18 protein-coding genes are annotated in these 25,296 nt (G+C 52.7%); 8 read left to right on the plus strand and 10 right to left on the minus strand.

What is annotated here, in order from left to right; genetic code table 11:
• Positions 1–6 precede the first annotated feature (6 nt).
• A complete protein-coding gene (gene clpA, locus Dpoa2040_RS01265) occupies positions 7–2,283 on the plus strand; it encodes an ATP-dependent Clp protease ATP-binding subunit ClpA (RefSeq protein ID WP_168640005.1) in 2,277 nt (758 codons plus the stop codon).
• A 223-nt stretch (positions 2,284–2,506) separates the two neighbouring features.
• Here clpA and infA read toward each other — a convergent pair whose 3' ends face one another.
• The 5 genes from infA to trxB all read right to left on the minus strand — a co-directional run bounded on the left by infA (position 2,507) and on the right by trxB (position 8,248).
• Positions 2,507–2,725, minus strand: a complete 219-nt coding sequence (gene infA, locus Dpoa2040_RS01270) for a translation initiation factor IF-1 (RefSeq protein WP_002211347.1) — start codon at positions 2,723–2,725, stop codon at positions 2,507–2,509.
• Between the two features lie 91 nt (positions 2,726–2,816).
• Positions 2,817–3,545, minus strand: a complete 729-nt coding sequence (aat, locus tag Dpoa2040_RS01275; RefSeq protein WP_168640006.1) for a leucyl/phenylalanyl-tRNA--protein transferase — start codon at positions 3,543–3,545, stop codon at positions 2,817–2,819.
• A gap of 11 nt (positions 3,546–3,556) precedes the next feature.
• The gene (cydC, locus tag Dpoa2040_RS01280; RefSeq protein ID WP_168640021.1) at positions 3,557–5,278 is read right to left on the minus strand and encodes a cysteine/glutathione ABC transporter ATP-binding protein/permease CydC; all 1,722 of its coding nucleotides are present in this window, start codon (positions 5,276–5,278) and stop codon (positions 3,557–3,559) included.
• 19 nt (positions 5,279–5,297) lie between these two features.
• Positions 5,298–7,064 (minus strand): cysteine/glutathione ABC transporter permease/ATP-binding protein CydD, encoded by a 1,767-nt coding sequence (cydD, locus tag Dpoa2040_RS01285; protein ID WP_168640007.1) that lies wholly within the window; start codon positions 7,062–7,064, stop codon positions 5,298–5,300.
• Between the two features lie 227 nt (positions 7,065–7,291).
• Entirely contained in the window at positions 7,292–8,248 is a 957-nt protein-coding gene (gene trxB, locus Dpoa2040_RS01290; protein ID WP_168640008.1) for a thioredoxin-disulfide reductase, read from the minus strand.
• Positions 8,249–8,748: 500 nt separating this feature from the next.
• Between trxB and lrp the strand changes: the two genes are divergently transcribed.
• The 6 genes from lrp (at position 8,749) to dmsD (ending at position 17,426) form a co-directional block, all read left to right on the plus strand.
• The gene (gene lrp, locus Dpoa2040_RS01295; RefSeq protein WP_010277211.1) at positions 8,749–9,243 is read left to right on the plus strand and encodes a leucine-responsive transcriptional regulator Lrp; all 495 of its coding nucleotides are present in this window, start codon (positions 8,749–8,751) and stop codon (positions 9,241–9,243) included.
• A 117-nt stretch (positions 9,244–9,360) separates the two neighbouring features.
• Positions 9,361–12,993, plus strand: a complete 3,633-nt coding sequence (locus tag Dpoa2040_RS01300; protein WP_168640009.1) for a DNA translocase FtsK 4TM domain-containing protein — start codon at positions 9,361–9,363, stop codon at positions 12,991–12,993.
• A 159-nt stretch (positions 12,994–13,152) separates the two neighbouring features.
• Entirely contained in the window at positions 13,153–13,767 is a 615-nt protein-coding gene (gene lolA, locus Dpoa2040_RS01305) for an outer membrane lipoprotein chaperone LolA (RefSeq protein ID WP_128569709.1), read from the plus strand.
• Between the two features lie 7 nt (positions 13,768–13,774).
• Complete coding sequence (locus Dpoa2040_RS01310) at positions 13,775–15,118, plus strand: replication-associated recombination protein A (protein WP_168640010.1); 1,344 nt, start codon at positions 13,775–13,777, stop codon at positions 15,116–15,118.
• Positions 15,119–15,224: 106 nt separating this feature from the next.
• Positions 15,225–16,520, plus strand: a complete 1,296-nt coding sequence (gene serS / locus Dpoa2040_RS01315) for a serine--tRNA ligase (RefSeq protein ID WP_168640011.1) — start codon at positions 15,225–15,227, stop codon at positions 16,518–16,520.
• Between the two features lie 291 nt (positions 16,521–16,811).
• Positions 16,812–17,426, plus strand: a complete 615-nt coding sequence (dmsD, locus tag Dpoa2040_RS01320; RefSeq protein ID WP_168640012.1) for a Tat proofreading chaperone DmsD — start codon at positions 16,812–16,814, stop codon at positions 17,424–17,426.
• 144 nt (positions 17,427–17,570) lie between these two features.
• Here the strand turns inward: dmsD and Dpoa2040_RS01325 are convergent, their stop codons facing one another.
• A complete protein-coding gene (locus tag Dpoa2040_RS01325; protein WP_168640013.1) occupies positions 17,571–18,176 on the minus strand; it encodes a glutathione S-transferase family protein in 606 nt (201 codons plus the stop codon).
• 125 nt (positions 18,177–18,301) lie between these two features.
• A complete protein-coding gene (locus tag Dpoa2040_RS01330; protein ID WP_042870227.1) occupies positions 18,302–18,946 on the minus strand; it encodes a DsbA family protein in 645 nt (214 codons plus the stop codon).
• Positions 18,947–19,593: 647 nt separating this feature from the next.
• Between Dpoa2040_RS01330 and Dpoa2040_RS01335 the strand changes: the two genes are divergently transcribed.
• Positions 19,594–20,742, plus strand: a complete 1,149-nt coding sequence (locus tag Dpoa2040_RS01335; protein WP_168640022.1) for an MFS transporter — start codon at positions 19,594–19,596, stop codon at positions 20,740–20,742.
• A 157-nt stretch (positions 20,743–20,899) separates the two neighbouring features.
• On the opposite strand, the gene pflA is transcribed toward Dpoa2040_RS01335, so the two are convergent.
• The 3 genes from pflA to focA all read right to left on the minus strand — a co-directional run bounded on the left by pflA (position 20,900) and on the right by focA (position 25,139).
• The gene (gene pflA / locus Dpoa2040_RS01340) at positions 20,900–21,640 is read right to left on the minus strand and encodes a pyruvate formate lyase 1-activating protein (RefSeq protein ID WP_168640014.1); all 741 of its coding nucleotides are present in this window, start codon (positions 21,638–21,640) and stop codon (positions 20,900–20,902) included.
• Between the two features lie 302 nt (positions 21,641–21,942).
• Positions 21,943–24,225, minus strand: a complete 2,283-nt coding sequence (pflB, locus tag Dpoa2040_RS01345; RefSeq protein WP_168640015.1) for a formate C-acetyltransferase — start codon at positions 24,223–24,225, stop codon at positions 21,943–21,945.
• Positions 24,226–24,281: 56 nt separating this feature from the next.
• Positions 24,282–25,139: a formate transporter FocA gene (focA, locus tag Dpoa2040_RS01350; protein ID WP_168640016.1), complete on the minus strand. Its 858-nt coding sequence runs from the start codon at positions 25,137–25,139 to the stop codon at positions 24,282–24,284.
• Positions 25,140–25,296: the final 157 nt, after the last annotated feature.

Genomic DNA, 25,296 nt, shown 5'->3' on the forward strand with positions numbered 1-25,296 from the left:
GTGCCTATGCTCAATCAAGAACTGGAACTCAGTCTCAACATGGCTTTCGCCAGAGCGCGTGAGCACCGGCATGAATTTATGACCGTGGAGCATTTGTTGCTGGCGCTGCTCAGCAACCCCGCCGCACGAGAGGCATTGGAAGCCTGTACGGTCGATTTGGCGGTTCTGCGTCAGGAACTGGAAACTTTTATCGAGCAGACTACGCCCACACTGCCGCAAAATGATGAGGAACGGGATACTCAGCCGACGCTGAGCTTCCAGCGTGTGCTGCAGCGTGCTGTGTTCCATGTGCAATCGTCGGGGCGCAGCGAAGTATCCGGCGCTAACGTCCTGGTGGCTATTTTTAGCGAACAAGAATCCCAGGCCGCCTACCTGCTGCGTAAACACGACGTCAGCCGGTTGGATGTGGTGAACTTCATTTCGCATGGTACGCGCAAAGAAGAGTCCGGTCCGGCATCAAACCCGGAAAACCCGGTTAATGAAGAACAAGCTGGCGGGGAGGAGCGTATGGAAAACTTCACCACAAATCTCAACCAGCTTGCTCGCGTGGGAGGCATCGACCCGCTGATTGGCCGTGACAGCGAACTGGAGCGCACTATTCAGGTACTGTGCCGCCGCCGTAAAAACAATCCCTTGCTGGTAGGCGAATCCGGCGTGGGGAAAACCGCTATTGCCGAAGGGCTGGCCTGGCGCATTGTACAAGGCGACGTGCCGGAAGTGATGGCGAGCTGCACTATCTATTCGCTGGATATTGGTTCATTGCTGGCAGGCACCAAATACCGTGGCGATTTCGAAAAACGCTTTAAAGCGCTGCTTAAACAACTGGAGCAAGATCAGAGCAGTATCCTGTTTATTGACGAGATCCACACGATTATTGGTGCTGGCGCGGCTTCTGGCGGTCAGGTGGATGCAGCCAACCTGATCAAACCGCTGCTGTCCAGCGGCAAAATTCGTGTCGTGGGGTCCACCACTTATCAGGAATTCAGCAATATCTTCGAAAAAGATCGTGCACTGGCGCGTCGCTTCCAGAAAATCGACATCACTGAACCGAGCGTGGAAGAGACGGTGCAGATCATTAACGGTCTGAAGACGAAATACGAAGCGCACCATGATGTGCGGTATACCGCTAAAGCGATTCGCGCCGCAGTAGAACTGGCGGTGAAATATATCAACGATCGTCATTTGCCGGATAAGGCCATCGATGTTATCGATGAAGCGGGTGCGCGTTGTCGCCTGTTGCCGATCAGCAAACGCAAGAAAACCGTCAATGTGGCGGATATTGAATCGGTGGTTGCCCGTATTGCCCGTATTCCGGAGAAAACGGTTTCCGCCAGTGATCGTGATGTGCTGCGTAACCTGGGGGATCGTCTGAAAATGCTGGTGTTCGGGCAGGATAAAGCTATCGAAGCGCTGACCGAAGCCATCAAGATGAGTCGTGCAGGGCTGGGTCATGAGCGTAAACCGGTCGGGTCATTCCTGTTTGCCGGGCCTACCGGCGTAGGTAAAACAGAAGTCACGGTGCAACTGGCGAAAGCGCTGGATATTGAGTTGTTGCGTTTCGATATGTCTGAATATATGGAACGCCATACGGTCAGCCGCCTTATCGGTGCGCCTCCAGGCTATGTGGGTTACGATCAGGGGGGCTTATTGACCGATGCAGTGATTAAACACCCGCATTCGGTGCTGTTGCTTGATGAAATCGAGAAGGCGCATCCAGATGTGTTCAACCTGCTGTTGCAGGTGATGGACAACGGTACGTTAACCGATAACAACGGTCGCAAAGCGGACTTCCGCAATGTGATTGTGGTGATGACCACCAACGCCGGGGTGCGGGAAACCCAGCGGAAGTCGATTGGTCTCATCCAGCAGGACAACAGCAGCGATGCGATGGAAGAGATCAAAAAGGTCTTTACGCCGGAATTCCGTAACCGTCTGGATGGCATCATCTGGTTCAATCATTTGTCGGCAGAAGTGATTCAGCAGGTCGTGGACAAGTTTATTGTCGAACTGCAAGCGCAACTGGATGCTAAAGGCGTATCGCTGGAAGTCAGCGAGGAAGCGCGTAACTGGCTGGCGGAAAAAGGTTACGACAAGGCGATGGGCGCTCGCCCTATGGCGCGCGTGATTCAGGAAAACCTCAAGAAACCGTTGGCGAATGAACTGTTGTTTGGTTCGCTGGTAGACGGCGGCTCAGTGAAAGTGGAACTGGATAAGCCAGCTCAGCAACTGACATACCGTTTCCTGAGCGCACAGAAAACTAAAGCCGAAGGTGCAGTTCACTGAGTGACATCGTCGTCACTGATATTACTTGTCAGATTAAAGCGAAGGGCATCGTCAGATGCCCTTTTTTATGCCTTCATGCCGAGTAATGAAGCAGTGACGTTTTTTTGAATTAAGGGCATGTAAAGCCATTCACTCACAGCCTTAAAATACAAACGCCCCTGCAGCAAAGGCAAGGGCAAAGGATAAACATCCCTGCGTGTCGCTTCAGGCGATAACGCGGCTGTTAACGGCTACGGAAGACAATGCGGCCTTTGCTCAGGTCGTACGGGGTCAGTTCCACAGTCACTTTGTCACCCGTCAGGATGCGGATATAGTTTTTACGCATTTTACCGGAGATATGAGCGGTAACCACGTGCCCGTTTTCCAGCTCAACGCGGAACATGGTGTTGGGCAACGTATCCAGCACGGTGCCTTGCATTTCAATATTGTCTTCTTTGGCCATCGAATCCTCTAGGTGTAATTACCTTAGTTTTTAACCGGCAAGATAATGCCGAAAAACCCTCATTATGTAAAGGCGCGTAAGTCGCCGCCATTCATTTATCCCTGTTGGGAACCAGCTCGATAACAGGGGCGCTTAGTGTTTGCGGATGCCAGCAGCCATCGCGTAAGGCTGTTTGCTGCAACGAGGTCAGCTGTTGCAGGAACGCGTGTCTGGGGATATCACAGGCACCCAATGAGGCGGTATGGTCGTTAAGCACCTGGCAATCAATCAACTGACCGCCGTGGCGTACAAAATGCTGCAGGAACGCTGCCAGAGCATATTTGGATGCGTTATCCGCCCGGCTGAACATCGACTCACCACAAAACAGTGCGCCCTGTGCGATGCCGTATAACCCGCCGACCAGTTGATCGTTGCGCCAGACCTCGACTGAATGCGCCAGGCCGGACAAATGCAATTGATGATAAGAGTGCATCATCTCTTGGCCAATCCAGGTTCCTTCCTCTCGATCACTGGCACAAGCGGAAATCACCGCGTTAAACGCCTGATTCAGCGTAACCCGATAATCAATGCGGCGAATGAATTTTCTCATGCTGCGGCTAAGATGAAACTGCGCCGGGAACAATACCGCACGCGGGTCCGGGCTCCACCACAGGATCGGCTCGTCGGGTGAAAACCACGGAAAAATCCCATGCCTATACGCGTTCAGCAGACGTTCTGGTGATAGATCGCCACCATAGGCCAGTAACCCATTCGGGTCTCGCAGTGCGGTTTCTGGTTTTGGGAACCGCAACGAGAATGGGGAAAGCTCACACAGTAGCATAAGCACCTCGTCTACAGGTGTTGATGGAATTGCCAGTAGCGCCCTTTTAACGCCATCAGGCTGTGATGTGAACCCTGTTCCACCAGTTTTCCGCCGTCCATCACGCACAGTCGGTCCATATTTTCCAACCTATTCAGGCGATGGGTAATCACGATAAGGGTTTTTCCGCGGCAATGCTGGTGCAATAACTGCAGTATGCGGTGTTCGGTGTCGGCGTCTAGCCCTTCGGTCGGTTCATCCAGTAACACCAGCGGAGCAGGGTGGAGCAGAGCGCGCGCCACGCCGATACGGCGTTGTTCGCCACCGGATAACTGACGCCCCCCTTCGCCGAGCCAGGCGTTTAGACCTTGATCATCGAGTAGTTTCTCCAGCCCGACCTGCGTCAGTACCACTTTCAACTGTTCGTCGCTGGCTGTGGGGGCCGCCAGTCGCAGGTTTTCCCGTAATGTTGCGCTGAAAATATGTACGCGTTGCGGCACCACGCTCATGACTTCGCGCAAGGTTGCTTCCGTCCAGGCGGTGATTGACGTGCCATTAAGGCGGATCTCGCCGGTGTTGCAATCCCAGGCACGGGTGAGTAATTGCAGCAGGGTTGACTTGCCGCAGCCGGTGCGACCAAGCAGTGCGACATGCTCTCCCGGTTCAACTGTCAGCGAAACTTCGCTCAGCACCGGTTGGCGCTGCTCTGGGTAGGTGAAACTCACGTTATTTAACGTTAGCTGGACCTGCTCCAGTGCTTCTGGTCCCTGTGATGGAAAGGTGACGGATGGACGCAACTTCAGCAGTTGATCGACTCGCGCCGCCGACGCCACAACGTGGCCGATGTGCTGAAATGCGCCAGCGACCGGAGCCAGCGCTTCAAAAGCGGCAAGAGCAGTAAAGACGAACAACGCGATAAGCGCCCCCGGTTGGTGGTTAGCGCCAACGCCGCCAGCAGCAAGCCATAACAGCAACGTGGCGGTCAGACCGCTGGCCGCAATCAGGATCGCTTGTGATAAGGCGCTCAACCCGGCTTGTTGGCGTTGCCGCTCAAACCAGCGCTGTTCTAACACTTCCAGTTGCTGGCGAAAGTGTGCCAGTGCACCGAAGACCGCCAGCTCTGCCTGACCTTGAATCCAGGTGGTTAATTGCACCCGGTAATGGGCACGCAGTGCGGTCAGATCGCTACCGATGGGTTGTCCTGCACGGTAAAACGTCAGCGGCAGTACAATTAACAACGTCAGCATGATGGCCGCCAGTGTGAACGCCAGCGAGGCGTCGAGCCAACTCAATCCATATGCCAGCGCCAGAATGACCACCAGTGCGCTTACCAGCGGCGAAATGACTCGCAGATAGAGATGATCCAGCGTGTCTACATCTGCCACCAGCCGGTTGAGCAGTTCCGCCTGACGAAAGCGAATCAACTCGCCGGGCGACAGCGGTAGGATACGGCTGAAAGTGAACACCCGCAGATGCAGCAGGACGCGAAAGGTGCCGTCGTGGCTGACCAACCGCTCAAAATAACGGCTGGCGGTACGCAGGATTGCCGCACCGCGTACGCCAGCTGCGGGCAGCATATAGTTAAATGTAGTTAACCCAGCCAGCCCGGCGACGGCGGAGGCGGCCAGAAACCAGCCCGATAGCGTCAACAGACTGATGCTGGCCAGCAACGTAGCAATCGCCAGCACGATGCCCAATCCGAGCCGAAACAGATGGCGACGATACAACGCCAGAAAGGGCTTAAGTACCTGCATTGCGTGAATCTTTTCCATCTCACAGTTCTCCCCGGCGCTGCGTCAGGAGCGTGGCAAACGGCCCGTCTGCCTGACTCAGGGTAAGATAGTCGCCTTGTTGGACCAACTGGCCGTCAACCATGACCCAAATTTCGTCGTAGTCCCGAATTTCGCTTAACTGATGAGTAACCAGCAGCGTAGTCTGAGCATGTGATGCTTCATTCAGCGCGCTCATGACTCGTTGCTCGCTGTGGGCATCAAGACTGGCGGAGGGCTCGTCCAGCAGCAGTAATCGGCATGGATGCAGCAGCGCACGCGCCACGGCGATCCTCTGCGCTTGCCCAACCGACAGACGGGCGGCGCCGTCACCCAATTGCGTATCCAGTCCCTGTGGCAACTGTGGCAGAAATTCGTGCACATAAGCGCGCTCAAGCGCCTGTTGCAGGGTATGTTCACTGGCCTGTGGGCGACCCAGCAGCACGTTCTGCCGCAGCGTGGGTTCCGGCAGATGAGGGTTCTGCCCCACCCAGCTAAGATGCTGTCGCCATGTTGTGGGCGATAGGGTGCGTAGTTCCTCTCCATTGACTGTCAGTGAACCGCGATAAGGCAGGAAACCTAACAGCAGGTTAAGCAGCGAACTTTTTCCAGCACCGCTGGGACCGACCAGCGCGACGCGTTGTCCGGCTTCCTGCCTGAAGTTAAGCGGCCCGGCCAGCACGTTGCCTTCCGATGATAAAATGGTGAGGTCATGGGCGATGAGCGTTACAGGCGCATCACTTTGGAAGGGAAGCGTGCCAGTCCCGGTTTCCTCGGTTTCCGACGTCATGAAGCGGTGCAGAGCTTCCGCTGCGCCGATTGCCTGCGCTTTGGCATGATAAAACGTGCCGAGGTCACGCAAGGGTTGAAAGAATTCCGGTGCCAAAATCAGCACCAGAAAACCCGCAAACAGCGTTACGCTGGTGCCGTAACTGCCGAAGTGCAACTCACCGAGGTATGAAAAACCAAAATAGACGGCTACTACCGCAATTGAGATCGATGCGAAGAATTCCAGCACGCCGGAAGAGAGAAAGGCCATACGCAGCACTTCCATCGTTCTGCTGCGAAATTGTTCCGATGCCTGACGGATCTGCTCGATTTCCGCTTCGCCGCGATGAAACAGACGTAAGGTGTCCAGACCGCGTAGTCGGTCGAGAAAGTTGCCGCTCAATCTGGCCAACGCCTGAAAGTTGCGTCGGTTGGCGTCAGCCGCACCCATACCCACCATGGCCATGAACAGTGGGATCAATGGGGCTGTGGTCAGCAAAATCAACCCTGCGGCCCAGTTCACCGGAAACACGATAATCAGTATCAGCACGGGAATCATGACCGCCAGAGACATCTGGGGCAGATAACGAGCGTAGTAATCGTGCATATCGTCCACTTGTTCCAGAATCAGTGTCGCCCAACTGCCGGCTGGCTTTCCCTGAATCCAGGCCGGTCCCAGTTGTTGCAACCGGTCCAGAACCTGCTTGCGGATATGTTGCCTGATCGTCTGACCACAGCGGAAACCGACACGTTCCCGTACCCAGCTAATCAAAGCCCGTAATACGAATATCGCTGCCAGTAGCAGGAATGTCGTGATCAGGTGGTTGCGTGGCGCATGGGTGATAATCAGAGCGTGCAGCAGCGAAGCCAGTAACCAGGCTTGAGCCATAATCAGCAGGCCGCTTATCAGGCCCAGCACCAGCGATAGTCGTAGCCAATGGTGTGCCAGACGGCTTTGCTGTTTCAGCCAGCGGGTCAGTTCTCGTTGTCGGGTGTCTTTCATCAGGTGGCGGTCGGTTCCAGTTGCTATATGAGAATAACGCTTATATAACCGTTAATTGACACAATTGTGCGTATAATGGCTGCGATGGCGTCATGTTACCTCGGTGACGGGGTTGTGCAAACGAAAAGCAGATTGTGGAATCGTGTGTCGATCAATTCCTGTATTGATGACCGGCAATAAAAAACCCGGACGCGATCACGACCGGGTTGGATTGCGGTATTCAGCGTTTACTTGCCAAGTGCATCCAGATAGCGCTCGGCGTCCAGTGCCGCCATACAGCCGGTGCCGGCGGAGGTAATCGCCTGACGATAAATGTGGTCCATCACATCGCCGGCAGCGAATACACCGGGAATGCTGGTCTGGGTAGCGTTGCCATGTATACCGGATTGCACCTTGATATAGCCGTTTTCCAGTGCCAGTTGGTCACCAAAAATGGCGGTGTTTGGGCTGTGGCCGATAGCGATAAATACACCGGCCACATCCAGTTGTTCGGTTACTTCGCCAGCCGCCTCACGCAAACGCACGCCGGTCACGCCCATCTCGTCGCCCAGCACTTCATCCAACGTACGGTTGGTGTGAAGCACGATATTGCCACTGGCGACCTTTGCCATCAGTCGGTCAATCAGGATTTTTTCCGCACGGAAGCTGTCGCGGCGGTGAATCAGATGCACTTCAGCGGCGATATTAGACAGATACAGTGCTTCTTCCACTGCGGTGTTACCGCCGCCGACTACCGCCACTTTCTGGTTGCGATAGAAGAAACCGTCACAGGTCGCACAGGCGGATACGCCTTTGCCCTTAAACGCGTCTTCCGTCGGCAAACCAATATAGCGGGCGGATGCACCGGTTGCGATGATCAGCGCATCACAGGTGTATTCATCGCTGTCGCCGAACAGGCGGAATGGACGGGTTTGCAGGTCAACGCGCGTGATATGGTCAAAGACGATTTCGGTGTTGAATTTGGCGGCATGGGCGTGCATACGCTCCATCAACAGCGGACCAGTCAAATCATCCGGGTCACCGGGCCAGTTTTCCACTTCGGTGGTGGTTGTCAACTGACCGCCTTTTTCCATTCCGGTAATCAGCAGTGGATTTAGGTTTGCCCGCGCAGCGTAGACCGCGGCGGTATAGCCTGCCGGGCCTGAACCCAGAATCAATAGTTTACGATGTTTAACAGTGCTCATGAGTTCCTCATTTCACTCGAACGGACGATGCAGCCGATTGTAAGGAAATTACTGGCGTAAAAAAAGTGTGGAGAAATGTGGTTGGTTATTGGTTCAATCGTTACGGAATGTTGTCAGTAAATGGCAAAACCCGGTTATTCAGTCGGTAATGCATGAAAACGCTGCTTGAATGGGGGCAAAACGCTAAATCTGGCACTTTCTTCTGATTTTAATTGTTTTACTTTGACAATCAGCTGCGCTTTTGCGAAAACATCCTTGGAAGAGGAAATATTTTGTATGTGAATAGTTGAATGCTCCAGCTTTATGCGTTTGGGGTCTATGTCGGCGGCGTCGCCTGCTGGCTAATTGCCGGTATTTTTGCAACGTTTTCGAAAAACGCAGTTGGAACAGAGAATAACCACATTACAAAAGACAGGGGTCTTCTTTAGGGGTGGCTCTGGAACATACAGGTTGGTCAGAGACCGCGATTAAACAGGGAAGGATGAAGAGAGACAATAAGAATGGTAGACACGAAAAAACGTCCGGGAAAAGATCTTGATCGTATTGATCGCAATATCCTGAACGAATTGCAAAAAGATGGGCGCATCTCCAATGTAGAACTGTCCAAGCGGGTCGGGCTTTCGCCAACGCCTTGTCTGGAACGCGTTCGTCGTCTGGAACGACAGGGTTTTATTAATGGTTATACCGCACTGCTGAACCCACACTATCTGGACGCGTCATTGCTGGTGTTCGTTGAGATCACCCTTAATCGCGGCGCGCCGGATGTATTTGAACAGTTCAATGCAGCGGTGCAAAAGCTTGAAGAAATTCAGGAGTGTCATCTGGTTTCCGGGGATTTTGACTATCTGCTCAAAACGCGTGTACCGGATATGTCGGCATACCGTAAGTTGCTGGGAGAAACGCTGTTGCGTCTGCCGGGCGTAAACGATACCCGCACCTATGTGGTGATGGAAGAAGTGAAGCAAAGCAACCGGCTGGTCATTAAGACCCGCTGACGGCAAGGGTGCATAACCCGATAAATTCAGCTACACTCCTGTGAATATGTACAGTATGGCGCCGGGAAGTCCTCGGCGCTTTATCATGAAACATTTACAGGGAGCCTGGAGAGACGCTTGAGCCAGGAATATACAGAAGATAAAGATGTCACGCTGAAAAAACTCAGCGCGGGTAGACGGTTACTGGAAGCGATATTAATCGTGGTGGTGCTTTTTGCCATTTATCTGGCGGTTGCACTACTGAGTTTTAGCCCTTCGGACCCCAGTTGGTCACAGACTGCCTGGCATGAGCCGATTCACAATCTGGGGGGCGGGGTGGGTGCCTGGCTGGCGGATACCCTGTTTTTCGTGTTTGGCGTACTGGCATATGCCATTCCTGTGGTGATGGTATCGCTGTGCTGGGTGATTCATCACCAGCGCGGGCAACGTGCCACACTGGATTATTTTACCCTCTCACTGCGCCTGATTGGCACACTGGCCTTGATTTTGACGTCTTGCGGACTAGCGGCGCTCAATGTCGATGACATTTACTACTTCGCTTCCGGCGGGGTGCTCGGTAGTCTGCTCAGCAGTTCGATGATTCCACGCTTCAATAATATTGGCGCAACCATGATTCTGCTGTGCGTGTGGGCCGCTGGGTTGACGCTGTTCACCGGCTGGTCATGGCTGACGATAGCGGAAAAGATCGGTTCGGGAGTCATGGCGTGCCTGACGCTGTTTTCCGGTCGTCGGCGTAAGGATGATTATCTTTACGACGATGATGACGATATCGATGAACGCCCGGCAGAAGCGAAAAAAGAGGCTTCCCGTAACGATATTCTTCATAAAGAAGAGCGAGTTTACGAAGATGAGCATTCGCTTAGCGATGGCAGCCTCACTGCGTCGTCTTCGGCAGGAGATGATGACGATGATGTGCTGTTTTCCGCTCCAGCAGTAACAGCACTGTCGTCAACTGCGGTTGCATCGGCATCGACGCTTGGCGATACAACGGCAACGGTGGTCGATGCAGTAGATGCCGTGAATAAAAACGCCCTGGCGATGACTGATGTCGAACCGGTGTTAAAACCACAGCCTGAACCGATAGCGGCAACGCCGTCGATTGAACGGACATACGATGCTCCAGCGCCAATATCGACACCTGAAGCCACTCTGAGTGCAGATGTTCCTCCCGCATCGCCGGTGTATTCATCAGCGACTGCGTCTGCCGGGGCCATGGCATCACCGTCTCTGGTTTCTGGGGCGTCACTGCCGAAATCGATACCTGACTGGCAGCCGTTGACCTTGCAGGCGAATGATCGAATTGTACGCCCTGCACCAACAGCCGCTGTTTCGAACGCAGCAGTTGGTGCAACTGTTGAATCGGAAGCGAATGTTGAATCAGAACCGAAGAAAACCGTGCCATTCATGCCGGCATTTACCGCAGATGAAGAGAACAATCCGCAGGTGAAACGCGGGATGGGACCGGAATTGCCGCGGCCAAATCCGGTACGAATCCCGACTCGCCGTGAACTGGCATCGTATGGCATTAAGCTGCCTTCACAGCGGCTGGCTGAACAGCAGGCCCGCGAAGCAGAACAACGCGCACAGGCAGCCCGTGTAGACCCGCTGTCACAGGATTCAATAACATCAGATCATTCAACGCTATCTGCCATTGAATCGCCTTTGTCGGTTGCAGGTGATATGCCGCTTAATGTTTCCGGTGAGGATCAGGATGCACTGGCGCAGGAAGCAGCGCTGCGGCAGGCTTTTGCTGATCAGCAACGTGAACGCTATGGCGAGGCTTATCCCGACGATGGCGAGGATGAAGATGCATTGTTGCAGGCGCAACTGGCGCGTGATTTCGCCGCCATGCAGCGCTCTCGTTATGGAGAGGAGCATGAGCAGGGCAGAAATGAGCAGGGTAGAAAACAGGATGCACAGCCGCAGTTTGCCATTGAGTCACCTGTGTTAACGCCTGTAGCGGTAGAAACCCGACTGCCTGACGCCGCGCCGAAAACCTCAGCGTCGTTGCCACCAGATAGCCCCTTTGCTATTTCACCTTTCGCTGATCTGGTGGATGATGGCCCGTCAGAACCGTTATTTACCCTTCCTGCGCAAGATATCTTCCCGGATGAGTCGCCTGCACAACCGGCAGCGCCGGTGCATGTGCCACAGGTTACAGTGCAGCATGAGCCTGAAGAGGTGGAAACAGCATCATCACCGTCGATTATGGACAGTCTGATTCATCCGTTCCTGATGCGTAATGATCAACCGTTACAGAAACCGACGACGCCATTGCCATCGCTGGATTTGCTGACGCCGCCTTCGATGAACGATGCGCCAATAGACCGTGATGCGTTGGACGAAATGGCGCGATTGATCGAAACCCGACTGGCGGATTACCGCGTCAAAGCCACAGTGGTGGATTATCATCCGGGACCAGTGATCACCCGGTTTGAACTGGATTTGGCACCGGGCGTAAAGGCAGCGCGCATCTCTAATCTGGCCCGTGACCTGGCTCGTTCGCTGTCGGTGGTGGCGGTGCGTATTGTCGAGGTTATCCCCGGTAAGCCCTATGTCGGCCTTGAACTGCCAAACCGCCATCGTCAGACGGTTTTCCTGCGAGAAGTGCTGGATTGTGATCGATTCCGTGACAACGCATCGCCGCTGGCAGTAGTGCTGGGTAAGGATATTTCCGGCCAGCCGGTTGTGGCCGATCTGGCTAAAATGCCGCATTTGCTGGTAGCAGGTACCACCGGTTCCGGTAAGTCTGTCGGCGTTAACGCTATGATTATCAGCATGTTGTATAAGGCGACGCCAGCCGATGTGCGCTTTATCATGATCGACCCGAAAATGCTGGAACTGTCGGTATATGAAGGTATCCCCCACCTACTGACTGAAGTCGTGACGGACATGAAAGATGCCGCCAATGCGTTACGCTGGTGTGTGGGAGAGATGGAGCGCCGTTACAAGCTGATGTCAGCGCTGGGGGTGCGTAATCTCAGTGGCTATAACGAACGTGTGATGCAGGCCGAAACGATGGGCCGCCCGATACCGGATCCGTTCTGGAAGCCAGGTGACAGCATGGACACCCAGCCGCCAGTGTTGGAAAAACTGCCATACATCGTGGTGATGGTGGATGAGTTTGCCGATCTGATGATGGCGGTGGGTAAGAAAGTGGAAGAGCTGATAGCACGTCTGGCCCAGAAAGCGCGTGCCGCCGGGATACACCTGGTACTGGCGACGCAGCGCCCGTCGGTAGATGTGATTACCGGCCTTATCAAGGCCAATATCCCTACCCGTATTGCGTTTACCGTATCGAGTAAGATTGACTCGCGTACTATTCTCGATCAGGGCGGTGCGGAATCACTGCTTGGCATGGGCGATATGCTGTATATGGCACCGAACTCATCAATCCCGATTCGCGTGCATGGCGCATTCGTGCGTGACCAGGAAGTTCATGCCGTTGTGCAGGACTGGAAGGCTCGCGGTCGCCCTGAGTATATCGACAGTATTATCAGCGGCGATGACGACAGCGAAAGCGGTAGCTTTGGTTTTGACGCAGACGAAGAATTGGACCCACTGTTTGATCAGGCGGTAGCGTTCGTGGTGGAAAAACGCCGTGCCTCGATTTCCGGGGTGCAGCGTCAGTTCCGCATTGGCTATAACCGTGCAGCCCGCATTGTTGAGCAGATGGAGATGCAAGGTATCGTCAGCAGTCCTGGTCATAATGGTAACCGTGAGGTGCTGGCGCCACCGCCGATGGAGTAATGATCGGTATGGCGTATGTCCCTGCAAAGAAGCGTAAAAGTATTGGATAACAGATAATTCGCCTGTCATGCCGCGTCCGGCTGGGCTACAGTAGCGTCCAACTGAAAGCGGCCCTTGTTGGGGCCGCAATAGCGGTAAGAACATGCAAAGGATTTTTATATGATAAAAATAGGGTTGATAACGGCTTGTTTACTGACCAGTCTGGTTTCTGGCGCTGTCTATGCCGATGCTGCCAGTGATTTACAGAGTCGATTGAGTAAAGTTAACAGTTTCCATGCCAGCTTCACGCAGAAAGTCACCACCAATGACGGTGCAGCCGTGCAGGAAGGCGCTGGGGAGTTGTGGGTAAAACGTCCGAATCTGTTCAACTGGAAAACCACGGCACCAGATGAAAGCACGCTGGTGTCTGATGGTAAAACGCTCTGGTTTTACAATCCGTTCGTTGAACAGGTGACGGCAACCTGGGTAAAGGATGCGACCGGTAATACGCCGTTTATTCTGATAACCCGCAACGATCCAAAAGACTGGGGCAAATATAACGTGACTCAGAAAGGGAATGATTTTGACCTGATTCCCCGTGCGGCTAATGGCAATCTGAAACAATTTTCCATCAACGTGACCAGTGATGGCACTATCCATGGGTTTACCGCCACTGAACAGGATGGGCAGCGCAGTGTTTATACGCTGAAGAATCAGCAAAATGGCGAGGTGGATGCTGCAAAGTTCCGGTTTACGCCGCCGAAAGGCGTAGCGGTGGACGATCAGCGTCAGTGAGGCGTGTGTGAGTAACCTGTCACTCGATTTTTCCAGTAACCAGTTTCAGCCTCTGGCTGCGCGGATGCGGCCAGTCAAGCTGGCGCAATATATTGGCCAACAGCACCTGCTGGGACCCGGCAAGCCGTTGCCGCGCGCCATTGAAGCCGGGCAGCTTCACTCTATGATTCTGTGGGGACCGCCCGGAACGGGGAAGACGACACTGGCCGAGTTGATAGGGCACTATGGGCACGCCGATGTGGAGCGCCTCTCTGCGGTGACTTCCGGCATCAAGGAAATTCGTGAGGCGATTGAGCGCGCACGCCAGAACCGTGATGCGGGTCGTCGTACCATTCTGTTTGTGGATGAAGTGCATCGTTTCAATAAAAGCCAACAGGATGCCTTTCTACCACATATTGAAAACGGCACCATCACGTTTATTGGCGCTACGACTGAGAACCCGTCGTTTGAATTGAATTCGGCACTGCTGTCTCGCGCTCGCGTCTATCTGCTTAAGGCGCTGAGTGCGGAAGATATCGAACAGGTGCTGGAACAGGCGCTGCAGGATAAAGAGCGTGGGCTGGGTGGGCAACAGATTGTTCTGCCGGATGAGACTCGACGTTTGCTGGCTGAACTGGTAAACGGCGATGCCCGTCGTTCGCTGAATCTGCTGGAAATGATGGCTGATATGGCAGAAATGGATGTCAGCGGCCAGCGCATATTGACATCAGCATTGCTCAAGGAAGTATCTGGCGAACGCAGCGCCCGTTTTGACAACAAAGGTGATCGTTATTACGACCTGATTTCTGCGTTGCATAAATCGGTGCGTGGTTCTGCGCCGGATGCCGCTTTGTACTGGTATGCCCGTATTATTACTGCTGGTGGGGACCCCTTATACGTTGCACGGCGGTTATTGGCTATCGCCTCTGAAGATGTGGGCAATGCCGATCCGCGGGCGATGCAGGTAGCGATAGCCGCCTGGGATTGTTTTACTCGCGTTGGCCCTGCCGAGGGTGAACGAGCCATTGCTCAGGCAATAGTATATTTGGCGTGTGCGCCGAAAAGTAACGCGGTGTATACCGCGTTTAAATCAGCGATGCGCGATGCCCGCGAGAAACCGGATTATGATGTACCGGAACATCTGCGTAATGCGCCAACCCGCTTGATGAAAGAGATGGGAGTGGGGGCCGAATATCGCTACGCGCATGATGAAGCCAACGCCTATGCTGCCGGTGAAGTGTATTTCCCGCCTGAAATGGCAGAAACTTGCTACTATCAACCGACTTCGCGGGGGTTGGAGGCTAAGATTGGCGAAAAGCTGGCCTGGCTCGCTGCTCAGGATCAAAATAGCCCGACAAAACGCTACCGCTAGCATTCACGTTGCGGTAAGGTTATTCCGAGATTTTCTGCTGCATGGTGTCGTTACCGGCACCTTGTAATTATCGATATCCCCTTAATAATACAAGCACAGGACTAGCATGCTCGATCCCAATTTGCTGCGTAATGAGCTAGACGCAGTTGCCGAAAAATTACTGGCTCGCCGAAATTTTAAACTGGATGTAGAAGCGCTGCGTAATCTGGAAGAACGCCGTAAAGTGCTTCAGGTCGAAACAGAAAGTTTGCAGGCAGAACGTAACTCACGATCGAAAGAGATCGGGGCGGCTAAATCGCGTGGGGAAGACATCGAACCGTTGCGCCGTGACGTAAATGAATTGGGTGAAAAACTGGATGCCGCTAAGGCTGAATTGCAGCAGGTGCAGAACAATATCGAAACCATCGCCCTGACTATTCCCAATATGCCCGATGACTGTGTGCCGCTCGGTAAAGACGATTCGGAAAATCAGGAAGTGCTGCGCTGGGGCGAGCCGCGCCAGTTTGATTTTGCAGTGCGCGATCATGTGGACCTGGGTGAGCTGACCGGCGGCCTGAACATGGCGCTAGGCGTAAAGCTGACCGGTGCGCGTTTTTCTGTGATGAAAGGGCAGGTAGCCCGTTTGCACCGTGCGCTGGCACAATTCATGCTGGATTTGCACACCACCGAACATGGTTATCAGGAAGCCTATGTGCCTTATCTGGTCAATCACACGTCATTGTACGGTACCGGGCAACTACCGAAATTTGGTGAGGATCTGTTCCATACCAAGCCGTTGAGTGAAGAAGCGGAAACCAGTAATTACGCGCTGATCCCTACCGCGGAAGTCCCGCTGACCAACATGGTAAGAGATGAGATTCTTGATGACGATACGCTGCCAATCAAACTGACCGCCCATACGCCGTGCTTCCGTTCTGAAGCTGGGTCTTATGGCCGCGATACCAGAGGGTTGGTCCGTGTTCACCAGTTTGACAAAGTTGAAATGGTGCAGATTGTCCGTCCGGAAGAGTCGATGCAGGCCTTGGAAGAACTTACCGGTCATGCAGAAAAAGTACTGCAGTTGCTAAAACTGCCGTATCGCAAAGTGCTGTTGTGCAGCGGCGATATGGGCTTTGGCTCCTGCAAAACTTACGATCTGGAAGTCTGGTTGCCTGCGCAGAATACCTACCGTGAAATCTCATCCTGTTCCAATATGTGGGATTTCCAGGCTCGTCGTATGCAGGCTCGCTGTCGCAGCAAAAGGGATAAGAAAACCCGCCTGGTGCATACTCTGAATGGTTCTGGTCTGGCGGTTGGACGTGCACTGGTAGCGGTACTGGAAAACTACCAGCAAGCCGATGGTCGGATTGAAGTGCCGGATGTATTACGCCCGTATATGAATAGCCTGCAATTTATCGGCTAAGCACAATGTTGCAGTAGTAATGATGCTGTTATCAAAGCGCCTTTTGAGGCGCTTTTTTTATTACTGAAATACGTGTCCGGTATAGCGTATGGTGCGCAGAATTGTCTGATTCCCGGTCTGATGTCGGCGTTGATAACAGGATTCAGGCATCCTCTTATAGAGTGATAACGTGCGGGGTTCTAAGTTTTTTGCGTCGCACTGACCAAGGCTGCTTCAGGATAGGAAAAGGCTGGTGATGACAAGATGAAAACAAGGAGTGAACTACTAAATAGAGAGCCAACGAGGTGATTTATGTCACGACATATCGTCAGCCTGACCGGACGGTTGTTGGGCGCTTTACTCTATTATGCACCCGATGATGAGCACAATGTAGTATGGATAGAGCGTCTGAGACATCCAGCATGGCAGAAAACGTGGCCTTGTGGGAAGCAGTCCGATATCGCTATGGCCGCCCGGCAAATTAGGATCGGCCTACAACCTGACTACGATGAGCTGTTATCGGCGGCCTGGCGTCGCTTGTTTAATCGTGCTGAAGGTATTCCCGCACCGCCTTGGGGGTCGGTGTATCTTGATCGGCAAAATGTGCTCTTTGGTGACTCGACACTGGCTCTGCGCCGCTGGCTGAGGAGATTGGGAATCGAACCGCGCTGTGATCGCCATGAGCCGGAGGATCATATCGGCCTGATGCTGATGCTGGCTGCATGGTGTGCGGAAAACCAACCGGACAGTCTGCCTGAACTGCTTACCGAACATCTGCTGCCTTGGGCGATGCGTTACCTGGACTTGCTGGAGTACCACGGTTGTCACCCGTTTTATCAGGGAATCGCCTGGCTAACTCGCATCACGTTGCAGGATTGGCAAACACGTTTTCAGTTGATTCAGATGGAAAAAACGCTGTTTTATTAGTCCCCGGCGTTATCTTAGGGAGCCGGGGAGGGGAGAAGTTTGTGGTATGGCTATCAAAGCGATGGGGCTTACGGCTTATCTCGTTGCGGCATACCGGTTGCTGACTCGCTGTAGCAGTAACGGCTGCCACAACCGTTCCATGGATTAACCGTATCGAGCGGCGCGTTGCCAGGCGGGCCTGGCTCGCATTGCTTCCAGCAAGCGCCAGAGATTAGGGTATGAAGGCGAAAGCCAGCCGCGTTGGGCAGCAATGTCCAGAGGGAATCCCATCATGATGTCCGCTGCTGAGAATGCATCGCCAGCCAACCAGTGAGATTTTCCGGCTTCCTGTTCCAGAAAGTCATAATGCAGATTGAGCTGGGTATTGACCATATTGCGAATCGGCCAACCAAATGGTCCCATCTTATAAGCCACCAGCTTTAGCAACATTGCCGACATCAGTGAACCTTCAGCATAATGCATCCAATAGCGATAGCGCCAAAAATCCGGACTGTCGCTTGTTGGTGCCAGATGTGGGCCGAATGTCGCTACCAGATATTCCAGAATCACGCCGGTTTCTGCCAGTACTCGACCATCATGTTCAATCACCGGCGCTTTTCCCAGAGGGTGGATGTCACGCAATGCATTCGGTGCACGCATAGTGGCTTTATTGCGCTGATAATTGATCACTTCATACGGGACATCCAGTTCTTCCAGTATCCATAGAACCCGCTGCGAACGAGAAGTATTAAGATGATGAACTCGAATCATGGGGGCGCGCTCTGCTTTCTGGTGGATCAGGTGTTGAGTTGTAGCATAGATGGCGAAAAAAGAAAAATCAGACAACCCGCTGTTTCTAATAGCATTCAGTCATAAAAAAGCGGGTTGACGTGAGTCTACTGATTTTCTTTTACCAGTCTTACCAGATAGTCATGCCAGTCATTTGCGCGACCCAGCCATGGGGCAATATTCAAGGTGGTAAAGATATCGTCTACTGCAAAAACTATTGTTGGGAAACCCGCGCCGCCTGATTGAGTAAGCCATTGACGACTCTCCTCAATATGTTTGCGGGTTGGCAAACCACGCCAGTGTGTACAAGCATTTTCGAAATCGTCCAGTGGCAGGCCGATTTCCACGGCCATTTTCATCAATACCGACATTTCAGAGATGCACAGTCCTTCAACATAATGGGCACGTTGCAAGCGTTCGAGTAAATCGATCCCCCGGCCACCTAATTCTTCAGCAGCCAGAATGGCCGTAGTGGGAGGCTCTGAGTCCAGTGTTGCTGTCACATCCCACAACAACCCATTGAAATAGCCATCGCCGAAAGGCTGGCCGCTCATTTGGGCAATACGGCGATCATGAGGTTGAACATAATCCCGCCATTCCGGTGTAATACGGCGTCGATTCGGCCCGGTCATCATACCGCCGGCGTGCAGCACGACAGGCAACCCTTCAATTTTACGGGCTGCATGGATTAACGGCGCAGCGGCGTAACACCAACCGCATAGAGGATCGAAAATGTAGTGTAGCCTGTTCATTCATACGCTCCGTATGTTGCCCAACGTGTCGGGCACATCAGAAAAGGGAAAGAGACGGGTTATCGCGCCACAAACCTTCCCAAGCATGTGCCGGAATGGCAGCCCGCTATTACTACTTGTGTGACGCTCTGTTTTAATTATTGTCTATTTCCTGAGAGTTAGCAGCGGAGGACGTCATTTTATCTCCCCTGTTCTGCGATCATAGATCGCAAACTTGAAAGAAAAGCGGCAGTAGCGCACCAGCAGGCTTGATATTGTCAGGCTGATATTATGCCATTGCATTTCGCCTTTGATGACTGTAGCACTCAGCTCTGGCGAAGCCGCTTCACCGAGATTCGGGTAAGCTGCCTCATTGCATTAATCAGCGCTACGCCCTTGGCTGATGACGGGATATTTTGCTTAAAGGTTTTCAGGTACTGACGAGTAAAATTCACATTTCGTGGTGACCAGGGCGCAGCCCCCTCTTTGTTGAGTAGATAATGGCCTGGCATCACGGTGGTTGGTTTGAGTTTATCGATACCATGTTAGGCTGCTGGAATACTGACGGGCGAGCAAAATGTGCGCTAAGCGGTGATAAGGCAATTGACTTTGTCATTGCCAGTGGCATGATGCGCGCAAAGTATCCTCTCTTTCTGGCTTGTCTCTCCATGTCAACCTATACGCGCCCGGTTTTATTGCTGCTCTTCGGGTTGTTGTTACTCACTGTTTGTCTGGCTGTGCTGAATACACTGGTGCCGTTATGGCTTAATGATCGTCAATTGCCGGTCTGGCAGGTTGGCGTGGTAGGGTCAGCTTACTTCAGTGGGAATTTACTAGGAACGGTGGTTGCTGGCGGGTTAATCCGGATCTATGGCTTTAATCGCAGCTATTATTTGGCGGCACTGATGTTTGGGTTAGCGACTGCCGCACTGGCGTTATCACCGGATGTCGGCAGTTGGATTCTGTGGCGTTTTGTCGCCGGGATTGCTTGTGCGTTGATCTGGGTAGTCGTAGAAAGCGCACTACTATGCAGTGGAAATGCGCTCAACCGAGGGCAACTTCTGGCCGCTTACATGATGGCTTACTATTTGGGTAGCGTAGTCGGGCAACTGCTGTTAGGCATGGTACCTACCGCATTATTCAGTATTTTGCCCTGGTTGGTGGCATTGACATTGCTGGCGATACTGCCATTACTGTTTGCCCGCATCCCGTCACCACAGCGTGTGACCCAATGCGTCAATGTCTGGCGCATGTTGCGTTATCGCACCGCCCGGCCAGGCATCCAGGGATGTGTGATTTCCGGGGTCATTCTAGGCTCCCTATATGGGTTAATGCCGTTGTATCTGGCGCATCAAGGCATGAGCGATGCCAATGTAGGTTACTGGATGGCGCTATTAATCAGCGCCGGTATTATCGGGCAATGGCCGGTCGGACGAATGGCGGATCGATATGGCCGATTACTGGTGCTGCGGGTGCTGGTATTCGCCGTTATTCTCGGCTCATTGGCGATGTTGGTTCCGGGGCGATATGGTATGGCACTGTCGCTGTTTGTGCTCGGTGCAGCCGGGTTTACACTCTATCCGGTAGCGATGTCATGGGCGTGTGAAAAGGTGGCCCCTGGCGAGTTAGTCGCTATGAATCAAACATTATTGCTTAGCTATACCATTGGCAGCCTGTGTGGGCCGAGTTTGGCGGCAATCCTGATGCAGACTTATTCTGACCAATTATTGTTTATACTGATCGCCGCTGTTTCGCTGGGGTATCTGGTCATCCTGTTGAAAAAAACGGACCATCACCCTCGACCGCTGGCGGTTTAAGCTATTTCCGGCCCAGTTGCATCTGACTGATAAATAGCGAATAGGCTATGTGAAAATGGTTAACGCCAGCCTGACAGTGATCAGCAATTGACGTTAACGTTGGCTGGCCGGGCGATAAGGTATTTACCCGGAACCATGATTTGCCGGGAAATTGAAGCTAATACACCACCTTGTGCCCGTAACTGGTCAGAATGGACTTGATGCGGTCCATTGTATCTGCTTTAGGCGGTTTGATACCGTCCAGCTTGTACTCCTCGCCCATAGCCGTCCATTTGTGTTTACCTAACTCGTGATAGGGTAATAGCTCGATTTTCTCGATATTGCTCATCTCTTTGGTAAATTCACCCAACAAATGTGCGGAAGCATAGTCATCGCTCCAGTCGGGAACAACGACATAACGAATCCAGGTGCGTTGATTGCGTTTGGCAAGATAACGCGCAAAGTCCAGCGTGCGGTGGTTGGATACGCCTACCAGATTCTGGTGCACGTCATCATTAAGTTGTTTGAGGTCCAACATAACCAGGTCAGTGGCATCCAACAGTTCGTCGATGACCGGGTCGTAGCGGCGAACGAAACCGTTGGTATCAAGACAGGTATTGATGCCTTGTTCGTGGCAGGCGCGGAACCAGTCACGCACGAATTCAGCCTGCAGAATAGCTTCGCCGCCAGATGCCGTCACGCCGCCGCCGGACGCATTCATAAAATGGCGATAGGTCACCACTTCCTTCATCAACTCTTCAACCGTAATCTCCTTGCCGCCATGAGTATCCCAGGTGTCACGATTGTGGCAGTAGAGGCAACGCATCAGGCAACCTTGAAAAAACGTGATGAAGCGAATACCGGGGCCATCGACAGTGCCACAGGATTCAAAAGAGTGAATGCGACCAATAACTGACATGCAAGGTTTCTCCAGGTTGGGCCGAGAAATAGCGGCCTGCAATGAGCGCAGTAACAACACTGTAGCACGGGCAGCCACAACATCTTTGCTCTGCGTCGAATCTGTTTTGTCAGCCAGCCAGGATTCGATAGCCAGCTGACAAAACAGGTTCTGATTATTCCGGTGAGGGTGGTGAAAAATTTCCGGGAGAAATTTTAACGCCGCTTGCGGTTGCCCACAAAGGAGAAGGGCGGAATACTCTTTATAAAAAGGCCCCACCAATGTGGAGCCTTTAGTTTACGCCTTTTCAGACAGACATGTAATTACATGGACTGAGTGAAAGTACGGGTAATAACGTCTTGCTGCTGTTCTTTAGTCAGCGAGTTAAAGCGAACGGCATAGCCAGATACGCGGATGGTCAGCTGCGGATATTTTTCCGGATTTTCCATCGCGTCGAGCAGCATTTCACGGTTCATCACGTTGACGTTCAGGTGCTGACCGCCTTCGATGCTGGCTTCGTGGTGGAAGTAACCGTCCATCAGACCTGCCAGGTTGGTTTTACGCACGTCGTCATCTTTACCCAGCGCGTTCGGTACGATAGAGAAGGTATAAGAAATACCGTCTTTCGCGTAGGCGAACGGTAGTTTTGCTACAGAAGTCAGAGAGGCAACCGCACCTTTCTGGTCACGACCGTGCATCGGGTTGGCACCCGGTCCGAACGGTGCACCAGCGCGACGACCATCCGGGGTGTTACCGGTTTTCTTACCGTATACCACGTTGGAGGTAATGGTCAGTACAGACTGAGTCGGGGTCGCACCACGGTAGGTATTCAGTTTCTGAATTTTCTTCATGAAACGTTCAACCAGATCACAGGCCAGGTCATCAACGCGCGGGTCGTTGTTACCGAACTGCGGGTATTCACCCTCGATGTCAAAGTCAACAGCCAGACCGTTTTCGTCACGAATCGGTTTCACTTTGGCATATTTGATGGCAGACAGGGAGTCAGCCGCTACAGACAAGCCAGCGATACCACACGCCATGGTACGGAACACATCGCGGTCATGCAGCGCCATCAGCGATGCTTCATAGCTGTATTTGTCGTGCATGTAGTGGATGATGTTCAGCGCGGTGACGTACTGTTTAGCCAGCCAATCCATGAAGTGATCCATACGTTCCATCACTTCGTCAAAGTTCAGCACATCACCTTTGATCGGTTCAGATTTCGGGCCGACCTGCATTTTCAGTTTTTCGTCCACGCCGCCGTTGATAGCATACAGCATGGTTTTCGCCAGGTTGGCGCGCGCGCCGAAGAACTGCATTTGTTTACCGACAACCATCGGGCTTACACAACAGGCGATAGCGTAATCGTCGTTGTTGAAGTCCGGACGCATCAGGTCATCGTTCTCGTACTGCAGAGAAGAGGTATCGATAGACACTTTAGCGGCGAATTTCTTGAAGTTCAGCGGCAGTTTTTCAGACCACAGGATGGTCATGTTCGGTTCCGGAGACGGCCCCATGGTGTACAGGGTGTTCAGGAAGCGGAAGCTGTTTTTGGTAACCAGCGTACGACCGTCCAGACCCATACCAGCCAGAGATTCGGTTGCCCAGATCGGGTCGCCGGAGAACAGCTCATCATATTCCGGAGTACGCAGGAAACGAACCATACGCAGTTTCATCACCAGGTGGTCGATCAGCTCCTGAGCGTCTTGTTCGGTGATTTTACCTGCTTTCAGATCGCGCTCAATGTAGATGTCCAGGAAGGTGGACACGCGACCGAAGGACATAGCAGCGCCGTTCTGAGATTTAACTGCAGCCAGGTAACCGAAGTAGGTCCACTGTACGGCTTCCTGAGCAGTCGTTGCCGGAGCGGAGATGTCGCAACCGTATTTGGCGGCCATTGCTTTGATCTGACCCAGTGCGCGGTGCTGTTCAGCAATCTCTTCGCGCAGACGGATAGTTGCTTCCAGATCTTCACCATTTTCCAGTTTGGACTGCAGAGAAGTGAACTGAGCAAATTTATCCGCCATCAGGTAGTCGATACCGTACAGGGCAACACGGCGATAGTCACCGATGATACGACCACGGCCATAAGCATCTGGCAGACCGGTCAGTACGCCGGATTTACGGCAGCGCAGGATGTCCGGAGTATAAACGTCGAACACGCCCTGGTTGTGAGTCTTACGGTATTCGGTGAAGATTTTTTTCAGTTGCGGATCCAGTTTGCGGCCATAGACCTCACAGGAACCTTCAACCATTTTGATGCCGCCAAACGGGATAATTGCACGTTTCAGCGGGGCATCAGTTTGCAGACCGACGATTTTTTCCAGGCTTTTGTTGATATAGCCGGCGTCGTGAGAAGTGATAGTGGCAGCAACATCGGTATCAAAATCAACAGGCGCATGGGTGCGGTTTTCCTGCTTGATGCCTTCCATCACCTTGTCCCACAGGGAACTGGTCGCCTGGGTGGCGCCAGACAGGAAGGATTCGTCACCTTCATATGGCGCATAGTTTTTCTGAATGAAGTCACGCACGTTGACGCCATTCTGCCATTCGCCTTCGCTAAAACCTTCCCAAGCCTGGGCGAGTTTCTGATTAAGTTCGGTCATATTACACCTACCTTTGATTTGGATTTTTATAACCCGACGTTGCGGCCGACAGCAGCTTAGTGCTGATCTCCACCGCGCAAATAGATGACCCAATAGGTCAACCCTACCAGCAATCCACCGCCAATAATGTTGCCGATCGTGACGGGAATCAGGTTGTCGACAATAAAATTGCTGATGGTCAAGTGCTCAAACTGGCCCGGCGTCATACTGATGGTGTGCCAGAATGTGTCTGAAGCAAAATTCTTAACTACAATCCCCATCGGGATCATGAACATATTAGCGATACTGTGCTCGAAGCCGCTGGCAACGAACATGGCAACAGGCAGAATCATGGCCAGCATTTTGTCAGTCAGAGTACGACCAGAGTAGCTCATCCAGACTGCCAGGCAGACCATCAGGTTCGCCAGTATCCCAAGGCATAACGCTTCGACAAACGTATGTTCCAGTTTGTGGTTAGCCGTCTGAAGCACATTCAGGCCCCAGGCACCATTCGCTACCATGTATTCACCGGAAAACCAGATCAGCGCAACAAAAAACAAAGCGCCAATTAAATTGCCGAAATATACATTGAGCCAGTTTAATCCCAACTGTTTCCAGGTAATACGACCACTGGCTTTGGCGATAACAGTCAACACGGTGGAAGTAAACAGGTCTGCACCGCAGATAACTACCAGCATCAATCCCATAGAGAAGCAGATGCCGCCTACCAGTTTAGCCATACCGTACGGCATGGATGAGGAACCTGTAGTTGCAGTAATATAAAAAACGAATGCAGTTGAGATGAACACACCGGCAGTGATTGCCAGAAAAAACGCAGTAAGCGGTTGTTTTGTTGCTTTATAGACACCGGCATCTTCAGCGACTTTCGCCATTGCCGACGGTAATAACAAGGTGAAGGGGTTGTCAGCTTTCACACTAACTCTCTCTTAAAATTTATCTACGGTGAGATACTAACAAAGGGTTATTCGTCATAATTTGACGTGGATCATACCGCTGGAATTTATTAGGCTGATCAGAAGAGGATTTATAGGCCATTTTCTTTTTATGTTATTGATTTTAAATAAAAAAATA

It is taken from the genome of Dickeya sp. CFBP 2040, assembly GCF_012273755.1.
GTDB lineage: Bacteria > Pseudomonadota > Gammaproteobacteria > Enterobacterales > Enterobacteriaceae > Dickeya > Dickeya poaceiphila.